Origin of the sequence: Flavobacterium sp. MMLR14_040 (assembly GCF_033657265.1) — a bacterium.
In the GTDB taxonomy this organism is placed as follows: domain Bacteria; phylum Bacteroidota; class Bacteroidia; order Flavobacteriales; family Flavobacteriaceae; genus Flavobacterium.
Genome location: NZ_JAWVWO010000011.1, coordinates 71,226 through 90,368, shown reverse-complemented (window position 1 = coordinate 90,368; position 19,143 = coordinate 71,226). Strand labels below are relative to the sequence as shown.

Genomic DNA, 19,143 nt, shown 5'->3' with positions numbered 1-19,143 from the left:
GAGATACTTAATGCATTGTTAATATCGCCTTAACTCAGCAAAAACATATGTTCGTTTACTTTGCCTTGAATAAATAAAACAATAAAACACAACAAAAATGAAAAAAAGTTTATTTGCAATGGCTGCAATATTAGGACTTGCTTTAACAAGCTGTAGTTCTGATGATAACAACAACAACAATACGAACAACAGTTCTTTTGTTTTAAAAGTTGACGATTTAAAGGGAGAGATTAAAGATGGTACTGTAACTTTGGACCCAACTCAAACTTATACTTTAACAGGTGGTCTTGTTGTTAAAGGTGGAGCTACTTTAGTTATTCCTGCTGGAACAGTAATTAAAAGTTCTGCTACTGCAGAATCTACTTCTTTATATATCGCTGTAGAAAGAAATGCTAAAATTAACATCAATGGTACTGCTGCTAAACCAGTTATTATGACATCTGGAAAAGCAACTCCTGCTCAAAGTGACTGGGGTGGATTAATTATCGCTGGTAATGGTAAAGTGAACACTGGAGACAATGGTACTTCTGAAGTAGGTTCTTTAAGCTATGGTGGTAATGATAATGCAGATTCTTCTGGAAACATCAACTTTTTAAGAATTTCTTACACAGGTTCTAAATATACTGCTGAAAAAGAATACAATGGAGTTTCTTTCTTCGGAGTAGGTTCAGGAACAGTAGTATCTGACATATACACTTTCGAAAGTGGTGATGACGGAATTGAATTCTTCGGAGGAGCTGTAAACGCTTCTAACTTAGTAATTGTAAACTCTTATGATGATTCTTTAGATTTTGCTGACGGATGGCAAGGTACTGCTACAAACGTATACATTAAAGGTGTTACTAAAGCAGGTGTTGAAGGATCTACAAACGCAAAAGATCCAAGTGGAGCTGTTCCAATGACTAACGCTAAAATCACTAACATCTCTATTATTAAAGGTGATGCTGCTTTCTTAGCTGACGAAAAAGCAATCAATTACAAAGAAGGTGGTGGAAAACAAGCTTACACAAACTTATATGTTGCTGATGGAATGCCTAAAGACCTTGCTAAATTATCTGCAGATGCTGGTGCAGTTGCAAATATCGCTGCTGGTAACTTTACTATCACAAACTATACTTTTGGAGCTTCTGTTACTGCATTTGATGGCCCTAAATTATCTGGAACAACTACTGGTGCTTTAGGTGCTGGTGCTGGTGAAGACTTACCAACTTGGGCTAACTGGACTAAGTAATTAAATGATTTGATTTTCTAATCACTTCACACATAAAATGTTAAAAACATCCTAAAAAATTAGGATGTTTTTTTTTGGCGTAGTTTTTGTATTTTTTTTTGTATATTTACAATAATCAAAACATAGCGATGGTAAAAAACTACTTTTATATTACATTTTTATTGGCTTTTTTCTTTACTACTATAACAGCGTCAGCGCAGGATAATAGTAAGCAATTACCAAAACCTCAAGACGGAAGTACCATTGAGGGCCTGAGCTTGTACCCTAACCCTGTTACCAACGGCAAAGTCTATATAACATCAAAAAACGATTTAGAAAAAGAAATAGTTGTTTTTGATTTGTTAGGAAAAAAAGTAATTCAGGCACATTTAGCTACCAGAGAATTAAATGTTAGTGATTTAACTCCGGGAGTTTATATTATTAAAATAAGTGAAGAAAATGCTTCGGCGACCAGAAAGCTTATCATTCGGTAAAACATAAAATATATCAAAAAGCTCCAAATAACATTGGGGCTTTTTTATTGCCGTTTTTTTTAGTTTCCAGTTACAGTCTGGGTTTTGAGACTCTCTACAGGAAAACTGTGACCTAAAACTGAAAACTATTTACATTTATACTTACCTTTGCACAAAAAAAGTTTTGATTACAGCCAACGATATATTTACCATTTCGAGTCAGAAACAATTTGAAAAAATAGCATTAAAAGTGTTTCGCTTTCAGCATGAGAACAATCAGGTATATCGTGACTTTTGCGACTTTTTAAAAGTAAATCCACAACAGGTAAAATCATTGGAGCAAATTCCGTTTTTACCAATACAGTTTTTTAAAAGTCATGATGTTGTTTCAAATTCTAATCCTGCCGAAGTAACTTTTACCAGCAGCGGAACAACAGGCATGATAACCAGCCGACATTTAGTGACCGATGTTTCCCTATATGAGGAAAGTTACCGCAAGGGATTTTCTCAGTTTTATGGAAATATTGAAGATTACGTTGTTTTAGCTCTTTTGCCGTCTTATCTTGAACGCGATGGATCTTCGCTTATTTATATGGTCGAAGACTTAATAAAGCTATCCAATCAGCCCGAAAGCGGCTTTTATTTACACAATCACGACGACTTAATTAAAAAACTAACCGTTTTAGACGAATCGGGACAAAATGTGATCTTAATTGGCGTTACTTATGCTTTATTAGATTTAATCGAAAAACATCAATTCAACCTTCAAAATACCATTATTATGGAAACTGGAGGAATGAAAGGAAAACGCAAAGAAATGATTCGCGAAGAACTTCATGAACAGCTTTGTAAAGGTTTTGGAGTTTCAGCCATTCATTCAGAATACGGAATGACCGAACTTCTGGCGCAAGCCTATTCTTTAGGCGAAGGCGTTTTCGAATGCCCATCATGGATGCATATTTTAGTGCGCGATCCCGAAGATGCGCTTACTTATGTAAATAATGGAAAAACAGGCGGAATTAACGTTATTGATTTGGCCAATATCAATTCATGCTCTTTTATTGCCACACAGGATTTAGGCAAAAAAAATCCCAACAACTCTTTCGAGGTATTAGGACGTTTTGATAATTCTGATATTCGTGGATGTAATTTGATGGTTTTGTAGTTTAATTCTAATCGTAAAAAAAACTAATCTTTAAACATTTACATATCTTGAAGTTTTTAACTCAATATAACGTTAATCTTTTCTCTTAATTCATACAAAACAATTTCCCGAAACCATTCATTTTTAGCTTGCCAGATATTATTTCTTGGTGAAGGATGTGGCAACGGAAAATATTGCGGTAAATAAGTAGAAAAATTACGAACCGTTTCCGTGAGAGTGCTTTTAGCATTGTCTCCTAAATAATATCTTTGTGCATATTGTCCAATAAGTAAAACGAGTTCTACATTTGGCATTAATTTCAGTAGTTTTTTATGCCATAATGGAGCACATTCTGCTCTTGGTGGTAAATCTCCTGTTTTTCCTGTACCCGGAAAACAAAATCCCATAGGCATTAAGGCAATTTTATCGGCATCATAAAATGTAGTTTTATCAATTTGCAGCCAATTCCTCAAGTTATCACCGCTTTTATCATTCCAGGGAATACCTGTATTATGCACTATACGACCAGGCGCCTGACCTATAATGATAATTTTACTCTTTTCACTAGCCGCAACAACAGGATTTACTCCATCTTTTAAGAAATTTTCACAAACACGACAATTTTTAATTTGTTCGAAAAGCTCTTCCATAAATTGTATACGTTTAAATTAAAGTACTAATTTTTGTATTGTTCAGCAAAAAAAAATCCGATTAAAACTTAATCGGATTTTAAAACTTGAAGAGTTTAGGAAAACTCGAAAATTACTTTGCTCTAATCACAAAATAATTCTTCTTTCCACTTTGCAACAAAACAAACTGATTGTTAATCAAATCATTTGCCGTAAGTGTAAAATCTTCCTTGATTTTTTCTCTGTTTACAGAAATTGAATTTGCTGTTAAAGCCCTTCTCGCTTCTCCATTTGATTTAAAGAAACCTGTTTTTTCGTTTAAAACAGAAACAATATCCAATCCGTTTTCAAGATCAGTTTTTGCAATTTCTGCCTGCGGAACTCCGTCAAAAACTTCTAAAAAAGTCGCTTCATCCAATTGTTTCAAATCTTCTGCAGTTGAACTTCCAAATAAAATATTCGAAGCCTGAATTGCTTTTTCTAAAGCTTCTTTACCGTGTACAAAAGTTGTAATTTCTTCTGCTAATTTTTTCTGCAAAACCCATAAATGCGGTGCTACATCATGTTCTTCAATCAAAGCATCAATTACATCTTTATCTAAAAAAGTAAAGATTTTAATATATTTCTTCGCATCAATATCTGTTACTTTCAACCAGAACTGGTAAAATGCATAAACCGAAGTTTTATCTGCATCCAGCCAAACATTTCCGCCTTCAGATTTCCCAAATTTAGATCCGTCTGCTTTTGTAATTAATGGCGTTGTTAACGCAAAAGCTTTTGCGTTTTCGCCTCCCATTCTGCGCACTAACTCTGTACCTGTGGTAATATTTCCCCATTGGTCAGAACCTCCCATTTGCAAAAGGCAGTTGTTGTTTTTATATAAATGATAAAAATCGTATCCCTGAATTAATTGATATGTAAATTCGGTGAAAGACATTCCTTCCCCTTCTCCGTTAATTCTCTTTTTAACAGAATCCTTCGCCATCATATAATTTACCGTAATACGTTTTCCAACTTCACGGGCAAAATCAATAAACGAGAATTCTTTCATCCAATCATAGTTATTAACCATAATCGGAGCGTTTGGTTCTTTTGAATTAAAGTCTAAGAAACGAGACAGAACACTTTTGATTCCGGCAACGTTTTTAGCCAAAGTTTCTTCGTTCAACAAATTTCTTTCATCAGATTTTCCGGAAGGATCACCAATCATTCCGGTTGCACCACCAACCAAAGCTACCGGCTGATGACCAAAATTCTTTAAATGCACCAATAAAATAATCTGAACCATGCTACCAATATGCAGCGAATCTGCCGTTGGATCAAAACCAATATATGCCGCCGTTACCTCTTTTAGCAATTGTTCTTCCGTTCCTGGCATGCTATCATGGTATAAACCGCGCCACTTTAATTCTTCAACTAGATTCTTCATTTTTAAAATATTTTGCGCAAATATAATCAATGGTAATGGCAATGGCAAAAAACAATAGCACTGTAATTTGCCACAAAGTCACTAAGACACAAAGAATAATTAAAAAACGTTGCATCTTTGCGCCTTTCAGGCAAAACAAAAAAACTTTGTGCCTTTGAGCCTTTGTGGCAAAAAAGCAAAAACTTATCTTTACAAAATGGTATTAGTAACTGGAGGAACAGGTTTAGTTGGTGCGCATTTATTACTTCATTTAATTGAAAATGGAGAAAAGGTCCGGGCTATCTACAGAAACCAAAACAACATTCAAAAAACAAAATCGGTTTTTGAATTGTATAAAAAAGGAGATTTATTCGAAAAAATCAATTGGCTTGAAGCCGATATTTTAGATGTTCCTTCCCTTGAAATTGCTTTTATCGGCATTGAATACGTTTACCATTGTGCCGCTTTAATTTCCTTTGATCCTAAAGATGAAGATGCTCTTCGAAAAACCAATATCGAAGGAACCGCCAATATGGTTAATTTTTCGTTGGCCAAAGGAATCAGGAAATTCTGCTTTGTAAGCTCAATTGCTGCTTTGGGAGATTTACCACCACATGAAACCTATATTACAGAAGAAACAGACTGGAATCCCGAAAAACCTCACAGCGATTATGCTATTTCAAAATATGGCGCCGAAATGGAAGTCTGGAGAGGCGTTCAGGAAGGCTTAGATATTATTATTATTAATCCGGGCGTGATTTTAGGGCCAATCCCCAAAACAAAAAAATGCGAACAAGGAAGCGCTGAGCTATACGTAAAAGTGGCAAACGGACTTTCGTTCTATACTCTTGGAAATACCGGATTTGTTGCTATAAATGATGTAGTGAAAATTGCTTACGAATTAATGAAAAGCACGATAAAAAATGAGCGTTTCACCTTAATTGCAGACAATATTGTCTTTCGGGATATTCTAAACACAATTGCAGAGGCTTTAAAAGTAAAAAAACCAAGTATTCACGCAACTCCGTTTTTTATGAATTTTCTTTGGATTGCCGACAGAATATTCTCGCCTTTATTTTTCCAAAAAAGACGTTTAACGAAAGCAACAGCAAAAGCCTCTTATTCGAAAAATTTGTATTCAAATGAAAAAATAAAAACCGCTCTGGGAACGGTTTTTTTAGATGTACATCAATACATTAAAGAAGTATCGAAGTTATAATTATCTTCTAGCTTTTCGTATTGCCTGTCTTATCGAATCAACATTGATTTTTTTTGCCGGTTGAGTTCCATCAATCTTGGGTGCAGGTCCAGCTGTTGTGCCTTTCTTATTTTTGTTTGCTTTTGCCGCTTTCTTCTCTTCGATCTTAAACAAAGAATCTGCTTTTTTCTGATTCTTTTCTAATCGTTTCGCAATTTGATCAAACATATCTTTATAGCTTTCATAATCTGATGCATAGTACATATTACTTTGCGCAAATTGCAAACTGTCTACTTTATATTTTTGAAGAATAAATCGCTTCGGGCTGGCATCAAGTGAATCCAAGGATAATGGATTGTGATATTTTATGGCATCCAAAACAGATAAATCATACATAATATCAATCATTTTTCCTTTCTCAATAAGTCGTTTGGGCTCTTTTACAAGCTCTTTTTTACAACTTACAGCAAAAAATAAAACCAATATTATAATTACAAAATTCTTCATCTTCCTATTTTATCTGTCAAACAATAATCTTTTTCCGCTGCGAACGTCTTTCACTTTAAAATTGTTATAAACCAATTCGCCGTTTACAAACGTATGGGTAATTCTCGATTTAAAAGTAAAATTTTCAAAAGGAGACCAGCCGCATTTTGATAGTATATTTTCTGATTTTACACTCCATGGCAAACTCGGATTTACAATTACCAAATCAGCAAAATAACCTTCTTTTATAAAACCTCTTTTTTCGATTTTGAAAATTTTCGCCGGATTGTGGCACATTTTCTCTACGATTTTTTCAATAGAAATTTTTCCCTGGTGATGCGCTTCAAACATTGCCACAACAGCATGCTGCACTAATGGCCCGCCTGAAGGAGCATTTAAATAGGATTGATTTTTTTCTTCTTTTGTATGAGGCGCGTGATCTGTTGCAATAACATCAATTCGACCGTCATTCAAAGCTTTCCAAAGTTCTTTTCTGTCTTCGGCAGTTTTTACAGCAGGATTCCATTTAATGAAATTTCCTTTTGTTTTGTAATCTTCATCGGTAAACCAAAGGTGATGTACACAAACTTCTGCCGTGATTTTTTTATCTTCTAATGCAATTTTATTCGTAAACAATTCCATTTCCTTCGCTGTCGAAAGATGGAAAATATGCAATCTTGCTCCTGTTTTTTTCGCCAAAGCCACTGCTTTTGAAGACGAAATATAACAAGCTTCTGCACTACGAATTAAATGGTGCGCCGTTACCGGAACATCATCACCGTATTGTTCTTTAAAAAGGGCAAGATTATTTTTAATTGTCGCTTCATCTTCACAATGAACCGCAATTAACATTGGTGTGCTGGAAAATATTTTTTCTAAAGTTGCTTCGTTATCTACGAGCATGTTTCCTGTTGAAGAACCTAAAAAGATTTTGATTCCGGCAACGTTTCTTGGATTGGTTTTTAAAACTTCTTCCAGATTATCATTGGTCGCGCCCATCATAAACGAATAATTCGCAAATGATTTTACGGCAGCAATTTGATATTTTTCTTCTAAAACTTCCTGAGTAACCGCATTCGGAACCGTATTTGGCTGTTCGATAAAAGAAGTGATTCCTCCCGCAACCGCAGCTCTTGATTCTGATTCTATATCACCTTTATGCGTTAATCCTGGCTCTCTAAAATGTACCTGGTCATCAATTGCACCCGGCATTAAATAATTTCCTTCGGCATCTATCACAATACAATCTGAAGTTTTTAGGCTGATACTGTCTGCAACTTCAACAATTAAGTCGTTCTCGATCAAGACATCGCCTTCAAAAATAGATCCTTCGTTTACAATTTTAGCATTCTTTATTAAAATCCTATTCATGACCGTGGTATTATAATGTATTGATTAATTTTTTTAATCGAAGTGAAATTACCCCAAGAATAGCTTCTTTAATAATGGCATTGCTCATTTTTGAAACTCCTTTTGTTCTGTCTGTAAAAATAATGGGAACTTCGGTAATTTCAAATTTAGCACAATAGGTTCTATACTTCATTTCAATCTGAAACGCATAGCCTACAAATTTTATTTTGTTGAGATTAATTTTCTCTAAAACTTCTCTTTTATAACAAACAAAACCTGCTGTAGCATCATGAATTTTCATTCCTGTAATAAATTTTACATATACCGAAGCAAAGTAAGACATTAATACACGACTTAAAGGCCAGTTTACCACATTTACACCTGTTACATAACGAGAACCAATTGATAAAGCGGCACCCCCAAAATGGCAGGCATCGTATAACTTTTCAAGATCATTCGGATTATGTGAAAAATCGGCATCCATCTCAAAAATGTAATCGTATTTGCGTTCCAAAGCCCATTTAAAACCATGAACATAAGCTGTTCCTAAACCTGATTTTTTGGCTCTCTGTTCTAAAAATAATCTGCCCGGAAATTCTTCCTGCAATGCAATCACCTTGTTTGCAGTATGATCAGGAGAATTATCATCAATAATTAAAAGATGAAAAGGTTTATGTTGTGAAAGTACGGCTCTTATTATACTTTCTATGTTTTCAATTTCGTTATAAGTGGGAATTATGACAATACTATCATTCATTTTTCTTGGCAATTTCATGGCAAAAGTAAACTTTTTATGCCATTTCATTCATAATAAATTTATAATAAAAGTATTGATCCAAAAAATTACTAATTTTGTAACGCTATGATTGAACATCTTCAACCCAGAATTCTAGAGAACAACGATTGGGCAACACTTTTATTTGTGGTGGCCTTTGCTCTCGTTGCTATTACTAAATCAACTTACGAAACGAGATTCAGTGAATTTAGCAAACTTATTTTTTCTGATAAATATGCTAAAATTTATCGCGACACCAGCAACCTGAAAGGCAGCTTTATTGTTGGACTGTTTTTTGTGCAGATTCTTTCGTTTTCATTTTTCATTTTGCTAACAATGGATATTTTCGGATGTAAATCTGCAAACGGATACAATACCTTAAAATCAGATTGGATCCTATACATTCAAATTGCTACATTTTTACTTTATTTTATTCTGGGAAAATTTTTAATCGAAAAAATCGTTGCAACTTCTTTCAACATTGATGAATTTGTAAGCCTTTTCAATCTTCAAAAAGCAACTTACAGAACTTACATTGGTGTTTTAATACTGCCTTTTAACGCAGTTTTGTTCTATTATGACAATATTCCGAAGATTGTCCCGCTAGTAATAATAGGCGTTGCGCTCTGTATAAGTCTATTTTCCTACTTTATTTCAATTAAAACGTATCAAAATATAATAATCGGTAAGTTATTTTATTTTATTTTATATCTTTGCGCTCTTGAAATAGCCCCTTATTATTTCATGTATTATTGGATAACAAAAGAGGCGGCTTAGTAAATGTTTATAATATGAAAGTGAAAACAATTTTGGTGTCACAGCCTGAACCTAAAGTGGAAAATTCTCCTTACTTTGAGCTCCAACAAAAACACAAAATAAAAATTGATTTCAGACCATTTATTCATGTGGAAGGGGTTAACGCAAAAGAGATTCGATTACAAAAAATCGACCTTAATCATTACACTGCGATTATTTTGACAAGCAGAAATGCTGTAGATCATTTTTTCAGAGTAGCAGACGAAATGCGCTACAAAGTTCCTGAAGGATTGAAATATTTTTGTCAATCTGAAGCAGTTGCGTTTTACCTGCAGAAATATGTAGTGTACAGAAAGCGAAAAATTTATGTAGGTGCTAAAGATTTTGCTGATTTATCTCCACTAATTAAAAAATACAAAGACGAAAAATTCCTGCTTCCGGCATCAGATCAGTTAAATGCTGACGCGCCTATTACCTTAAATGGTTTAAAAGTAGACTGGACCCAAGCTGTTTTTTACAAAACAGTAATGAGTGATTTATCTGATTTGGCAGATGTTTATTATGATGTTTTAGCATTTTTTAGTCCAACCGGAATTAAATCATTGTTCAAAAACTTCCCTGATTTTAAACAAAACGATACAAGAATTGCTGTTTTTGGAAGCACAACTCAAAAAGAAGCTTTAGATTATGGTTTAAGAATTGATATTCTTGCTCCAACTCCTGAAACGCCTTCTATGACAATGGCTTTAGAAAAATACATTAGCGAAGCAAACAAAGGGAAATAATTCCTTTTAAAAATATCAAATTTAAAAATTCCAAATTCCAACTTTCTTGTTGGGATTTGGATTTTTTTTTGTTCCAGTTTGTCATCCTGAGCGAAGTCGAAGGAACACAAAGAAACTCCGTAAAGCATGTTGCCAATCTTTGTCGAGCTACTCGCGGAGATCCTTCCTCCGTCAGGATGACAAAAATGCGAGTAGTAGCTTTGAACAAAAACATTTGCAAAAGTTCCTTAGTTGATTTAAAACTTGACAAAGATTAGTTTGAAGTTTGACATCACTTAATTTTTCTTAATCTCTTAATGGTAAAAAAACTCAACGTAAAGAACGCAAATTCAAATCTTCATTTTTTGCGCGCATCTTTGTCAAAGCTTAAAATTTTGACAAAGATTTAAAACGACAATTTTCTATTCAATTAAAACTTTAATCCTTAAATTTGATTTCTATTTAAAACCAAAAAACCAATATTAGTTTCAAACCACAACTCTCATGAAAATCAATTCTCTTTTAATCGAAATTGACGGTATCGACAAAGAAATACTTCGCTATTTAATGGATGATGCCCGAAAACCTATTTTACAAATCGCTAATAAAATTGGGATTTCTGGAGCGGCGATTCATCAGCGTTTAAAAAAACTGGAACAATCGGGTGTAATTTCAGGATCGAAATTTACCGTAAACCCAAAAGTTCTAGGTTATAACACAATGGCATTTGTTGGCGTTTATCTGGACAAAGCTTCCCGAAACTCCGAAGCCGTAAAGGATTTAAAAAAAATCCCCGAAGTTTTAGAATGTCATTATACAACAGGAAACTGGTCGGTTTTAATCAAAATAATTTGTCGTGACAACGAACATTTAATGCAGCTTTTAAATACCAAAATTCAGGCTATCGAAGGAGTTTCAAGAACAGAAACATTTATTTCACTCGATCAGCAGATTGATAGACAGATTCAACTTTAAAATGTGCCAATTAGGTAATTAGTCAATTAGATAATTCTTAAAACGCGTTATAAGCAATTGTCTACTTTTTACAAATAATAAACCCGACAGGTTTAAAACCTGTCGGGTTTGCTAAAATTATCTAATTGACTAATTATCTCATTTTCTCATTAATTTCTCCTGCTTCCAGAATAAATAGAGATATAGTACAACAACGTTGCGATTGATCCGATAGCGGCTACTACATACGTTCTTGCAGCCCATTTTAAAGCATCTTTTGCTCCTGCCTGCTCTTCTTGTGTTAGCATGTGTTTATTTTCTAACCAGGCAAGCGCTCTGTTACTTGCATCGTATTCTACAGGCAAAGTAATAATCGAAAACAAGGTTGTTGCAGCAAAAATGATTATTCCGATCAGTAACAATTGAGGAAAAGTTCTGATCATCAGGATTCCTGCAATCAAAATCCATTGTACATAATTTGAGGCGACGCTTACAATTGGCACTAATTTCGAACGCATTGTTAACCATTCGTAACCGATAGAATGCTGCACGGCATGACCACACTCGTGTGCCGCAACAGCAGCTGCAGCTGCATTACGATGGTTATAAACTGCTTCGCTTAAATTAACAGTTTTATCACTCGGATTATAATGATCTGTTAACTGTCCCGGAGTCGAGATAACACGAACGTCTCTAATACCATTATCTGCCAACATTTTCTCTGCAATTTCTGCACCGCTCATTCCATTTCGAAGTTGCAGTTTAGAGTATAATTCGAATTTGCTTTTTAATTTTGAACTCACCAGCCAACTGAACAACATAATGGCCCCGGCAATAATTAAATATCCACTTCCCATTTTTTTTGATTTTTTGATTGAAATTTAAAGTTACAAAACAAACAGCAATTTACGAACCAATTTCAAAAAATGTCATTTTGGCATTCAGAAGATTTTGTTAATTTAAAAGATTGTTCTTCAAGAGGAAAGTAATTAATTCGGCCACATTTTTTACTTTATATTTTTGAAGAATATTACGTCGATGCGTTTGTACGGTTAAAAAACTCAAAAATAATTCATCTGCAATTTCCTGGGTTGATTTGCCTTTTGAAAGCAATAAAGTAATGTCTTTTTCCCGACGGCTAAGACTCGGAATTCGATCTAAATCTTCAGATTGCGGCTGACTTATAATAGCCCGAACCTCGTCGCTAAACACAATTTCGCCTTCAATTGCTTTATGAATGCAATTTTTAAACTCTTCAAAAGAAGCACTTTTTAAAACATAACCATTTCCTCCATTTTGAACAAATTGCATAACCAGACTTCTCTCTGACTGGCTGCTCATCCCGATAATAATTATTTTAGGATATTTCTGTTTGATGGTTTTACAAAGATCAATTCCGTTTATCACCGGCAAAAAAATATCCATTAAAACCAAGTCCACTTCATTTGTTTCAATATAATCTAAAAGCGCAACGCCGGATTGCAATTTGCCAACAACCTCAACAATATGAAAATCTGACAGTAAACCCGAAATTCCGGAAATCACAATCGGATGGTCATCTACAATTACTGTTTTATATTTTTTAGTCATTTAGCGTTTCGTTTTTAGCCTTCAGCTCAATATATACCGAAGTTCCTTTATTAATTATGCTTACAATTTCTAATTTCCCGTTTAAAAATTCTACACGGTTTTTTATATTTCTTAAGCCCATTCCGGTATTACTTTTTTCCGAAACGTTAAACCCAATTCCGTTATCTTCGACCGTTATAAAAAAAGTTTCTTTATTCTGTGAGCATGAAACAAGGATCTCCGATGCATTTGCATACTTTAAAACATTATTCAATAATTCCTGAATAATGCGATAAATAAAAATTTGATAGTTTTTAGACAAGTTCAATTTCTTAATCAAATACTGAAATTCAATATTTGTGATTGTGTTTGAATTTGCCATACACAAATCCCGCAAAGCATGTTCTAAACTTAGTTTCAGCAAACTTTCCGGCATTAAGTTTTGAGAAATATTGCGGAGTTCTTTAATCGAATTATCCAGCAAAGTATTCACTTCTGTCGCATTTATATTGTCTTTCTCTGCCAGTTTTAAATGAATTTTCAATCCCGAAAGCATGCTTCCAAGTCCGTCATGTAAATCTCGCGCGATTCGTTTTCTCTCTATTTCTTCGCCTTCAATCAAAGCATTTGAAACGGATAATTTTTGCTGATTCTCAAGTGCAGTTAATTCCTGCTCATGATTAATTTCTTTTTGAAAACTTAGCTTCTTTTGGTTTTTATTCAAAATCCATAAAAACAAAACAATCAGAAACAATAAAACCGACAATACAGCAAACAAAAAAGAATTCAACCGATTGTTATAAACCAACAATGCTGCTTTTTCATTTTGCGATTGAAGAGCCGTTATCTTTTTCTCATTTTCGGCTTTTTTGTACTTTGCTTCGAGTTCTACAATCTCTTTTTGAAATTTTGTATTGTTCAGACTGTCGTTTACAATATTATATTTATTAGCATAAAAATAAGCTTTGTCGTAATTTTTAACAGCGCTGTAAACTTTTGACAATTCATTGTAATAGTTCTTTTTATCTACAACAAATGGCGTATTTTCTAAAAGATATTCCAGGTTGTTTTTAGCTTTTTCATATTCCCTTAACTTAAATAGTATTTCATATTCTGCAAATTTTAACCTGTTTAAGGCAATAGCATTCAGATTTTTATTGGCAGATTTTATTCCTTTTTCATAACTCGCCAAAGCTTGTGTGTATTTGTTTTGTTTGGCATAATATATTCCTTCAGAATAAAAATAAGAATCGTTTAGATTGGATTCAGGAAATTTTTTAAGTGTGAAAAAGGCTTTATCAAGTACTTTTCTGGCATCATAAAAATGTTTTAATTCTACTAAATTCTCGGCATTGATAATGTAAGTTTCCATTTTAGATTCTGCCAATGTGGGAGATCGTTTGGTTGCTTTTTCGATATAATTCTGTGCCTCATCCAAATATTCACTTGCTTTTTGACGTTCGTTATTATTCATAAAAATAATAGCAACTGCTTTATACAAACCGCTTATCAGCTCATAATCGCCGCTCTTTTTTGCAAGAGGAATGGCTTCGTTGACCAATAATTTCATATAGCCCTTTTCATTGTTTTTTCGCTGTTGCATAATGCCATAATTCTGCAACAGAATCGCACGGAGTCTAAAAGCTTCTGTATTATTGTATTGTTTTAATTTGGTATTGGCTTCTAATAATGTTTTTTCGAAACCTGCGATATCCCCTTTTTCAATGAAACTAAAGGAATTATAATAAATTGAGGCATCCTTTAAAAAGGGAAAATTAGATTTTAGTTTATTGGCCTGATTTAAGTATTCTTTGGATTTTTCAACATTCTGAACCATCAAAAACATTCTTGATAATCTAAAACTGTAAAGACATTTTATACTATCTGATTTTGTGTTTCTCGTCACTTTTGCAATACTGTCGATATAAACGGTATCATCATCTAAAGAAAGAATAACTTGCGAATTCGCAAAGGCAGATAAAAATAAAAATAGCGTCAAAAAGCAGATTTTCTTCATAAAGTGGTATTTATTCAAATTTATTAAATTAAAAAATGTTTCAAAAAGAATTCGGTCGCTTTTACCTGATATCAGGTAATAGAAATTACATTTTATCAGGTATTGCCAACTGTTTTTCAAGCCTGTAATTTTGTTTTAAACGAATATTAATTATTTAAAGAATTTATTATGAAATCAATTTTTAAAACAGCAGTGCTTGTAGTAACACTTGCTTTTACAGCAGTTTCATGCAGCAGCGACGATGATAACAACTCAGAACCAGTAACAGCATCAAGAGATGTAAAATATGAAATAACAGGAAATTTTACAGGAAAACTTGATGCAACTTATATGGAAAAAAGTGGTGCTCCGCTTATTGAAGATGTTACTTCATTACCCTGGACAAAAGAATTTACGGCTAATGCAGATTCTAATGGAGCTTTAGTACACTCAAGCGGTTATGGCGGTGTTGCAGGACAAACGGTAACAGCTAAAATTTATGTGGGAGGAAAAGTGGTTTCTGAATTAACTGGAACGGCAAATTCAGACGGAATTATTGTAGTACATCCAAACACTTATGTATTTCCGAGATAAGAGCCAGAGGTTAGAAATTTAATTTGATAAAAAAAAAGCTTTGTTTGATCGACAAAGCTTTTGTCATTTAATGTAGTACAACAATCGGAAGAATTTGTCATCATGAGGAACGAAGGATCACAAAAGAAATTCCGCATACAGAATCGCCAATCTTTGTAGTGTTACGAGTGTGATCCTTCGTTCAGGATGACAAACTATACTCAAAATCAAAACAAAAAAAATCCCAAACCCCAATCGTAAAATTGGGATTTGGGATTTATAAAATATTTGGAATTTTATTTATCCAACAAGGTTGATGATCTTCCCAGGAACAATAATCACTTTATTTGGCGTTCTTCCGTCAAGTTGTTTTTGTGTTCTTTCATCTTTCATTATGATTTCTTCGATTTGCGCTGCAGTTAAATCTAAAGGCAATTCGATTGTAAAACGCATTTTTCCGTTGAAAGAAACCGGATATTCCTTATTCGTTTCAACTAAATGTTTGGCATCAAAAACAGGAAAAGCAACCGTTGAAATAGAATCTTTATTTCCTAATTGCGACCATAATTCTTCTGCAATATGCGGTGCGTATGGTGAAACCAAAATCGCTAATGGCTCTAAGATTGCTCTTGAATGACAATTTTGAGTTGACAATTCATTTACACAAATCATAAATTGCGAAACTGAAGTATTGAAAGAGAAACTCTCAATATCTTCTCCCACTTTTTTGATGGTTTTGTGTAATGATTTTAAGTTGTCTTTTGTTGGTTCGTCGTTGTTTACGATTAAACCATTATTTTCGTCAAAATACAATCTCCATAATTTTTTAAGAAAACCAAAAACTCCCGAAATTCCTGCAGTATTCCAAGGTTTTGCTTGTTCTAAAGGACCTAAAAACATTTCGTACAAACGTAATGTATCAGCTCCATATTCTGCACAAATATCATCAGGAGTTACTACATTATATTTTGATTTTGACATTTTTTCGACTTCGCGGCCAACAATGTATTTTCCGTTATCATCTAAAATAAATTCAGCATCAGCGTAATCTTCTCTCCATGCTTTGAATTTTTGAACATCTAATTCATCAGAAGAATTAACCATTGAAACATCAGCGTGAATTGGTTGTACTTTATGATCTCCAATTTTATTTTTAGAAACAAAACTATTTGTCCCTTCAATTCTATAAACAAAAGCACTAGTTCCCAAAATCATTCCTTGATTAATCAACTTTTTGAATGGCTCTTCGGTTGGAGCAAAACCTTTGTCTTTTAAGAATTTGTTCCAGAAACGAGAATACAATAAGTGTCCGGTTGCGTGTTCGCTTCCACCGATATATAAATCTACACTTTCCCAATAAGCTAGAGCTTCTTTGCTTGCAAATCTGTCTTCGTTGTGCGCATCCATATAACGCATCCAATACCATGAACTTCCTGCCCAACCTGGCATGGTGTTCAATTCAAGAGGGAAAATCTCGAAATTATCAACCAAATCAGTATTTACAACTTCATTGTTTTTTGTATCCCAAGCCCAGATAGTTGCATTTCCTAACGGAGGCAAACCATCTTCGGTTGGTAAATATTTCTCTACTTCCGGCAAAATAACTGGCAAATGTTCTGCGGCGATCATTTTTGGCAATCCGTTTACATAATAAACCGGGAAAGGTTCTCCCCAATAACGCTGACGGGAGAAAACAGCATCACGCAAACGGTAATTTGTTTTTCCTTTTCCTTGCTCTATTTTTTCTAAGGCAGCAATTACTTTTTGAGTTCCTGTTTTATAATCTAATCCGTTTAAGAAATCAGAATCTACCAATTGAAAACCTTCTTTGGCTCCAAAAGCAGCTTCAGAAATGTCTTTATCAAAAATATTTTTGATTTCCGGCATTCCGTTTTGACCTTTAAAGAAATTTGCAAAAGCATAATCTCTTTCGTCTCCACAAGGAACCGCCATTACAGCTCCGGTTCCGTAACCTGCCAAAACGTAATCTCCAATCCAAACCGGAATTGGTTCTTTTGTAAAAGGATGTTCTGCATAAGCTCCGGTAAATACTCCCGAAATTGTTTTTACATCGGCCATACGCTCACGTTCAGAACGTTTTGCAGTTTTTTCGATATACGCATCAACGGCATTTTTTTGATCTGCGGTTACAATTTTAGCTACCAAATCATGTTCCGGAGCCAAAGTCATAAAAGTTACTCCAAAAATGGTATCAGGACGCGTTGTAAATACATCAATTACTTCATCATGATTTTTCACGTTGAAAGAAACCATTGCGCCCACCGACTTTCCAATCCAATTACGTTGACTTTCTTTGATAGATTCACTCCAGTCAATATCATTTAAACCTTGCAACAAGCGTTCTGCATAAGCAGAAATTCGCATGCTCCATTGGGTCATTTTTTTACGAATTACAGGATATCCGCCACGCTCAGAAACTCCGTTTACAATTTCGTCATTTGCCAAAACAGTTCCTAAACCGGGACACCAGTTTACTTCTGTTTCTGCCAAATAGGTTAATCGGTATTGCAACAAGATTTTTTCCTGCTCATCTGCTGAAAACGCTTTCCATTCGCCTGACGAAAAACTTTGAATGTTATCATCAGATACGGCATTGACATTTGCATTTCCTTCTTTTTCGAAAATAGCCGTCAAAGTCGAAATATCTTCGGCTCTGTTTGTTTCTTTATTGTACCATGAATTAAATAACTGAATAAAAATCCATTGTGTATGTTTGTAATAATCAGGATTTGAGGTACGAACTTCTCGCGCCCAGTCAAATGAAAATCCGATTTTATCTAATTGTTTTCTGTATCCGGCAATTTGTTTTCCTTCTTTATCTAATCCACCGTCAATATTTACGCGTGTTGTATCTTCCGGACGCTGCCCTGTCTGAATTGCATATTGTTCTGCCGGCAATCCAAAACTGTCGTAACCCATTGGATGCAAAACATTGAAACCCTGATGTCTTTTGAAACGAGAATAAACATCTGAAGCAATATAACCCAGCGGATGCCCAACGTGTAATCCCGCTCCAGATGGATAAGGAAACATGTCTAACACATAATGCTTCGGTTTTTCAGAATTGTTTGATGCAGCAAAAGTTTGGTTTTTAGCCCAATATTTTTGCCATTTTTCTTCGATTTCGTTTGGATTGTATTTCATTCTCTTTAAGGTTCAAAGGTTCAGAGTGACAAAGGTTCAAAGGTTTGTCACCGAATTAAGTCCGCAAATTTACATTTATTGTCGTTTGTACCAAAGCTATTTCACTGACAAACAAATAAAAAAACATATTACTTATTTTTAATTAAGTAAAAATACTTATATTCGTGTTTTTATACTTAGATAAATAGCGTTTTCAGAATCATGAAGAAAAGTTCCGGAGGAACGAAGAATATTGTAGGGCTGGATTTTAATCCAGCACAATTAAAGAATATTATTACACAATAATATCTATTTTTGTAAGATCACTAAAAGAAAAAAATGGATCATATCAAAAAATATTCTGTTGAAGTTCGCCTTTGGATTGAAGAAACTGAAGGTCCATTTCTGGGAATTGGGAAAATCTGGCTTTTAGAGAATATTCGAAAAACAGGATCTATTACCAATGCGGCAAAAGAAATGAAAATGTCTTATCGTCAGGCTTGGCAATTGGTTGAAGAGATGAATCAGCGTGCCGAAAATCCTTTGGTAGAAAAATTGCTTGGCGGAAAAGGCGGCGGCGGAGCAAAATTAACCGAAGCCGGAGAAAAAGCTATTCTTGTTTTTTATGAAATTGAAAAACGCATTAAGGATTTTGCTCTGAAAGAAACCCAAAATTTAAAATTTTAAATCCCATTTTCATTTTAAAAAAATAAA

At 34.1% G+C, this 19,143-nt stretch carries 18 protein-coding genes; 9 read left to right on the top strand and 9 right to left on the bottom strand.

Features of this window, described 5'->3' with window-relative positions:
• Positions 1-97: 97 nt before the first annotated feature.
• The 3 genes from SD960_RS15410 (at position 98) to SD960_RS15400 (ending at position 2,848) form a co-directional block, all read left to right on the top strand.
• Complete coding sequence (locus tag SD960_RS15410) at positions 98-1,231, top strand: hypothetical protein (RefSeq protein WP_318804508.1); 1,134 nt, start codon at positions 98-100, stop codon at positions 1,229-1,231.
• A 128-nt stretch (positions 1,232-1,359) separates the two neighbouring features.
• Positions 1,360-1,704 carry a T9SS type A sorting domain-containing protein gene (locus SD960_RS15405; RefSeq protein ID WP_318804506.1) on the top strand — a complete coding sequence of 115 codons (345 nt, stop codon included), beginning with the start codon at positions 1,360-1,362 and terminating at the stop codon, positions 1,702-1,704.
• A 163-nt stretch (positions 1,705-1,867) separates the two neighbouring features.
• A complete protein-coding gene (locus tag SD960_RS15400) occupies positions 1,868-2,848 on the top strand; it encodes an acyl transferase (RefSeq protein ID WP_318804505.1) in 981 nt (326 codons plus the stop codon).
• A gap of 56 nt (positions 2,849-2,904) precedes the next feature.
• Here the strand turns inward: SD960_RS15400 and SD960_RS15395 are convergent, their stop codons facing one another.
• Both SD960_RS15395 and tyrS read right to left on the bottom strand, forming a co-directional pair.
• Positions 2,905-3,477: a uracil-DNA glycosylase family protein gene (locus SD960_RS15395; RefSeq protein WP_318804504.1), complete on the bottom strand. Its 573-nt coding sequence runs from the start codon at positions 3,475-3,477 to the stop codon at positions 2,905-2,907.
• A gap of 112 nt (positions 3,478-3,589) precedes the next feature.
• Positions 3,590-4,885 carry a tyrosine--tRNA ligase gene (gene tyrS / locus SD960_RS15390; RefSeq protein ID WP_318804502.1) on the bottom strand — a complete coding sequence of 432 codons (1,296 nt, stop codon included), beginning with the start codon at positions 4,883-4,885 and terminating at the stop codon, positions 3,590-3,592.
• Between the two features lie 196 nt (positions 4,886-5,081).
• On the opposite strand from tyrS, the gene SD960_RS15385 reads away from it, so the two are divergent.
• Positions 5,082-6,083: an NAD-dependent epimerase/dehydratase family protein gene (locus SD960_RS15385; RefSeq protein WP_318804500.1), complete on the top strand. Its 1,002-nt coding sequence runs from the start codon at positions 5,082-5,084 to the stop codon at positions 6,081-6,083.
• On the opposite strand, the gene SD960_RS15380 is transcribed toward SD960_RS15385, so the two are convergent.
• Genes SD960_RS15380 through SD960_RS15370 form a run of 3 tightly spaced genes read right to left on the bottom strand, consistent with a single transcriptional unit; the run spans position 6,084 to position 8,655 of the window.
• Positions 6,084-6,569: a DUF4296 domain-containing protein gene (locus SD960_RS15380; protein WP_318804499.1), complete on the bottom strand. Its 486-nt coding sequence runs from the start codon at positions 6,567-6,569 to the stop codon at positions 6,084-6,086.
• 9 nt (positions 6,570-6,578) lie between these two features.
• A complete protein-coding gene (locus SD960_RS15375; RefSeq protein WP_318804498.1) occupies positions 6,579-7,919 on the bottom strand; it encodes a dihydroorotase in 1,341 nt (446 codons plus the stop codon).
• Between the two features lie 10 nt (positions 7,920-7,929).
• Complete coding sequence (locus SD960_RS15370) at positions 7,930-8,655, bottom strand: polyprenol monophosphomannose synthase (RefSeq protein WP_318804625.1); 726 nt, start codon at positions 8,653-8,655, stop codon at positions 7,930-7,932.
• A gap of 105 nt (positions 8,656-8,760) precedes the next feature.
• Here SD960_RS15370 and SD960_RS15365 point away from each other — a divergent pair, with 105 nt between their 5' ends.
• From SD960_RS15365 to SD960_RS15355, 3 genes are all read left to right on the top strand, one after another.
• Positions 8,761-9,450, top strand: a complete 690-nt coding sequence (locus SD960_RS15365; RefSeq protein WP_318804497.1) for a DUF4271 domain-containing protein — start codon at positions 8,761-8,763, stop codon at positions 9,448-9,450.
• A 14-nt stretch (positions 9,451-9,464) separates the two neighbouring features.
• The gene (locus SD960_RS15360) at positions 9,465-10,214 is read left to right on the top strand and encodes a uroporphyrinogen-III synthase (RefSeq protein ID WP_042564739.1); all 750 of its coding nucleotides are present in this window, start codon (positions 9,465-9,467) and stop codon (positions 10,212-10,214) included.
• Positions 10,215-10,697: 483 nt separating this feature from the next.
• Positions 10,698-11,168, top strand: coding sequence for an Lrp/AsnC family transcriptional regulator (locus SD960_RS15355; protein ID WP_035681816.1), 471 nt, complete (start codon positions 10,698-10,700; stop codon positions 11,166-11,168).
• A gap of 149 nt (positions 11,169-11,317) precedes the next feature.
• On the opposite strand, the gene SD960_RS15350 is transcribed toward SD960_RS15355, so the two are convergent.
• The 3 genes from SD960_RS15350 to SD960_RS15340 all read right to left on the bottom strand — a co-directional run bounded on the left by SD960_RS15350 (position 11,318) and on the right by SD960_RS15340 (position 14,733).
• Positions 11,318-12,004: a zinc metallopeptidase gene (locus tag SD960_RS15350; RefSeq protein WP_042564714.1), complete on the bottom strand. Its 687-nt coding sequence runs from the start codon at positions 12,002-12,004 to the stop codon at positions 11,318-11,320.
• Positions 12,005-12,101: 97 nt separating this feature from the next.
• Entirely contained in the window at positions 12,102-12,737 is a 636-nt protein-coding gene (locus SD960_RS15345) for a response regulator transcription factor (protein WP_318804492.1), read from the bottom strand.
• Complete coding sequence (locus tag SD960_RS15340; RefSeq protein WP_318804490.1) at positions 12,730-14,733, bottom strand: ATP-binding protein; 2,004 nt, start codon at positions 14,731-14,733, stop codon at positions 12,730-12,732. Before SD960_RS15340 ends, SD960_RS15345 begins: the two co-directional genes overlap by 8 nt.
• Before the next feature lie 168 nt (positions 14,734-14,901).
• Between SD960_RS15340 and SD960_RS15335 the strand changes: the two genes are divergently transcribed.
• Positions 14,902-15,306, top strand: coding sequence for an MmpS family transport accessory protein (locus SD960_RS15335; RefSeq protein WP_318804489.1), 405 nt, complete (start codon positions 14,902-14,904; stop codon positions 15,304-15,306).
• 279 nt (positions 15,307-15,585) lie between these two features.
• Here SD960_RS15335 and leuS read toward each other — a convergent pair whose 3' ends face one another.
• Positions 15,586-18,450, bottom strand: coding sequence for a leucine--tRNA ligase (gene leuS, locus SD960_RS15330; RefSeq protein ID WP_318804487.1), 2,865 nt, complete (start codon positions 18,448-18,450; stop codon positions 15,586-15,588).
• 318 nt (positions 18,451-18,768) lie between these two features.
• Here leuS and SD960_RS15325 point away from each other — a divergent pair, with 318 nt between their 5' ends.
• On the top strand, positions 18,769-19,116 hold the full coding sequence (locus tag SD960_RS15325; RefSeq protein WP_318804486.1) for a winged helix-turn-helix domain-containing protein: 348 nt from the start codon (positions 18,769-18,771) through the stop codon (positions 19,114-19,116).
• Positions 19,117-19,143: the final 27 nt, after the last annotated feature.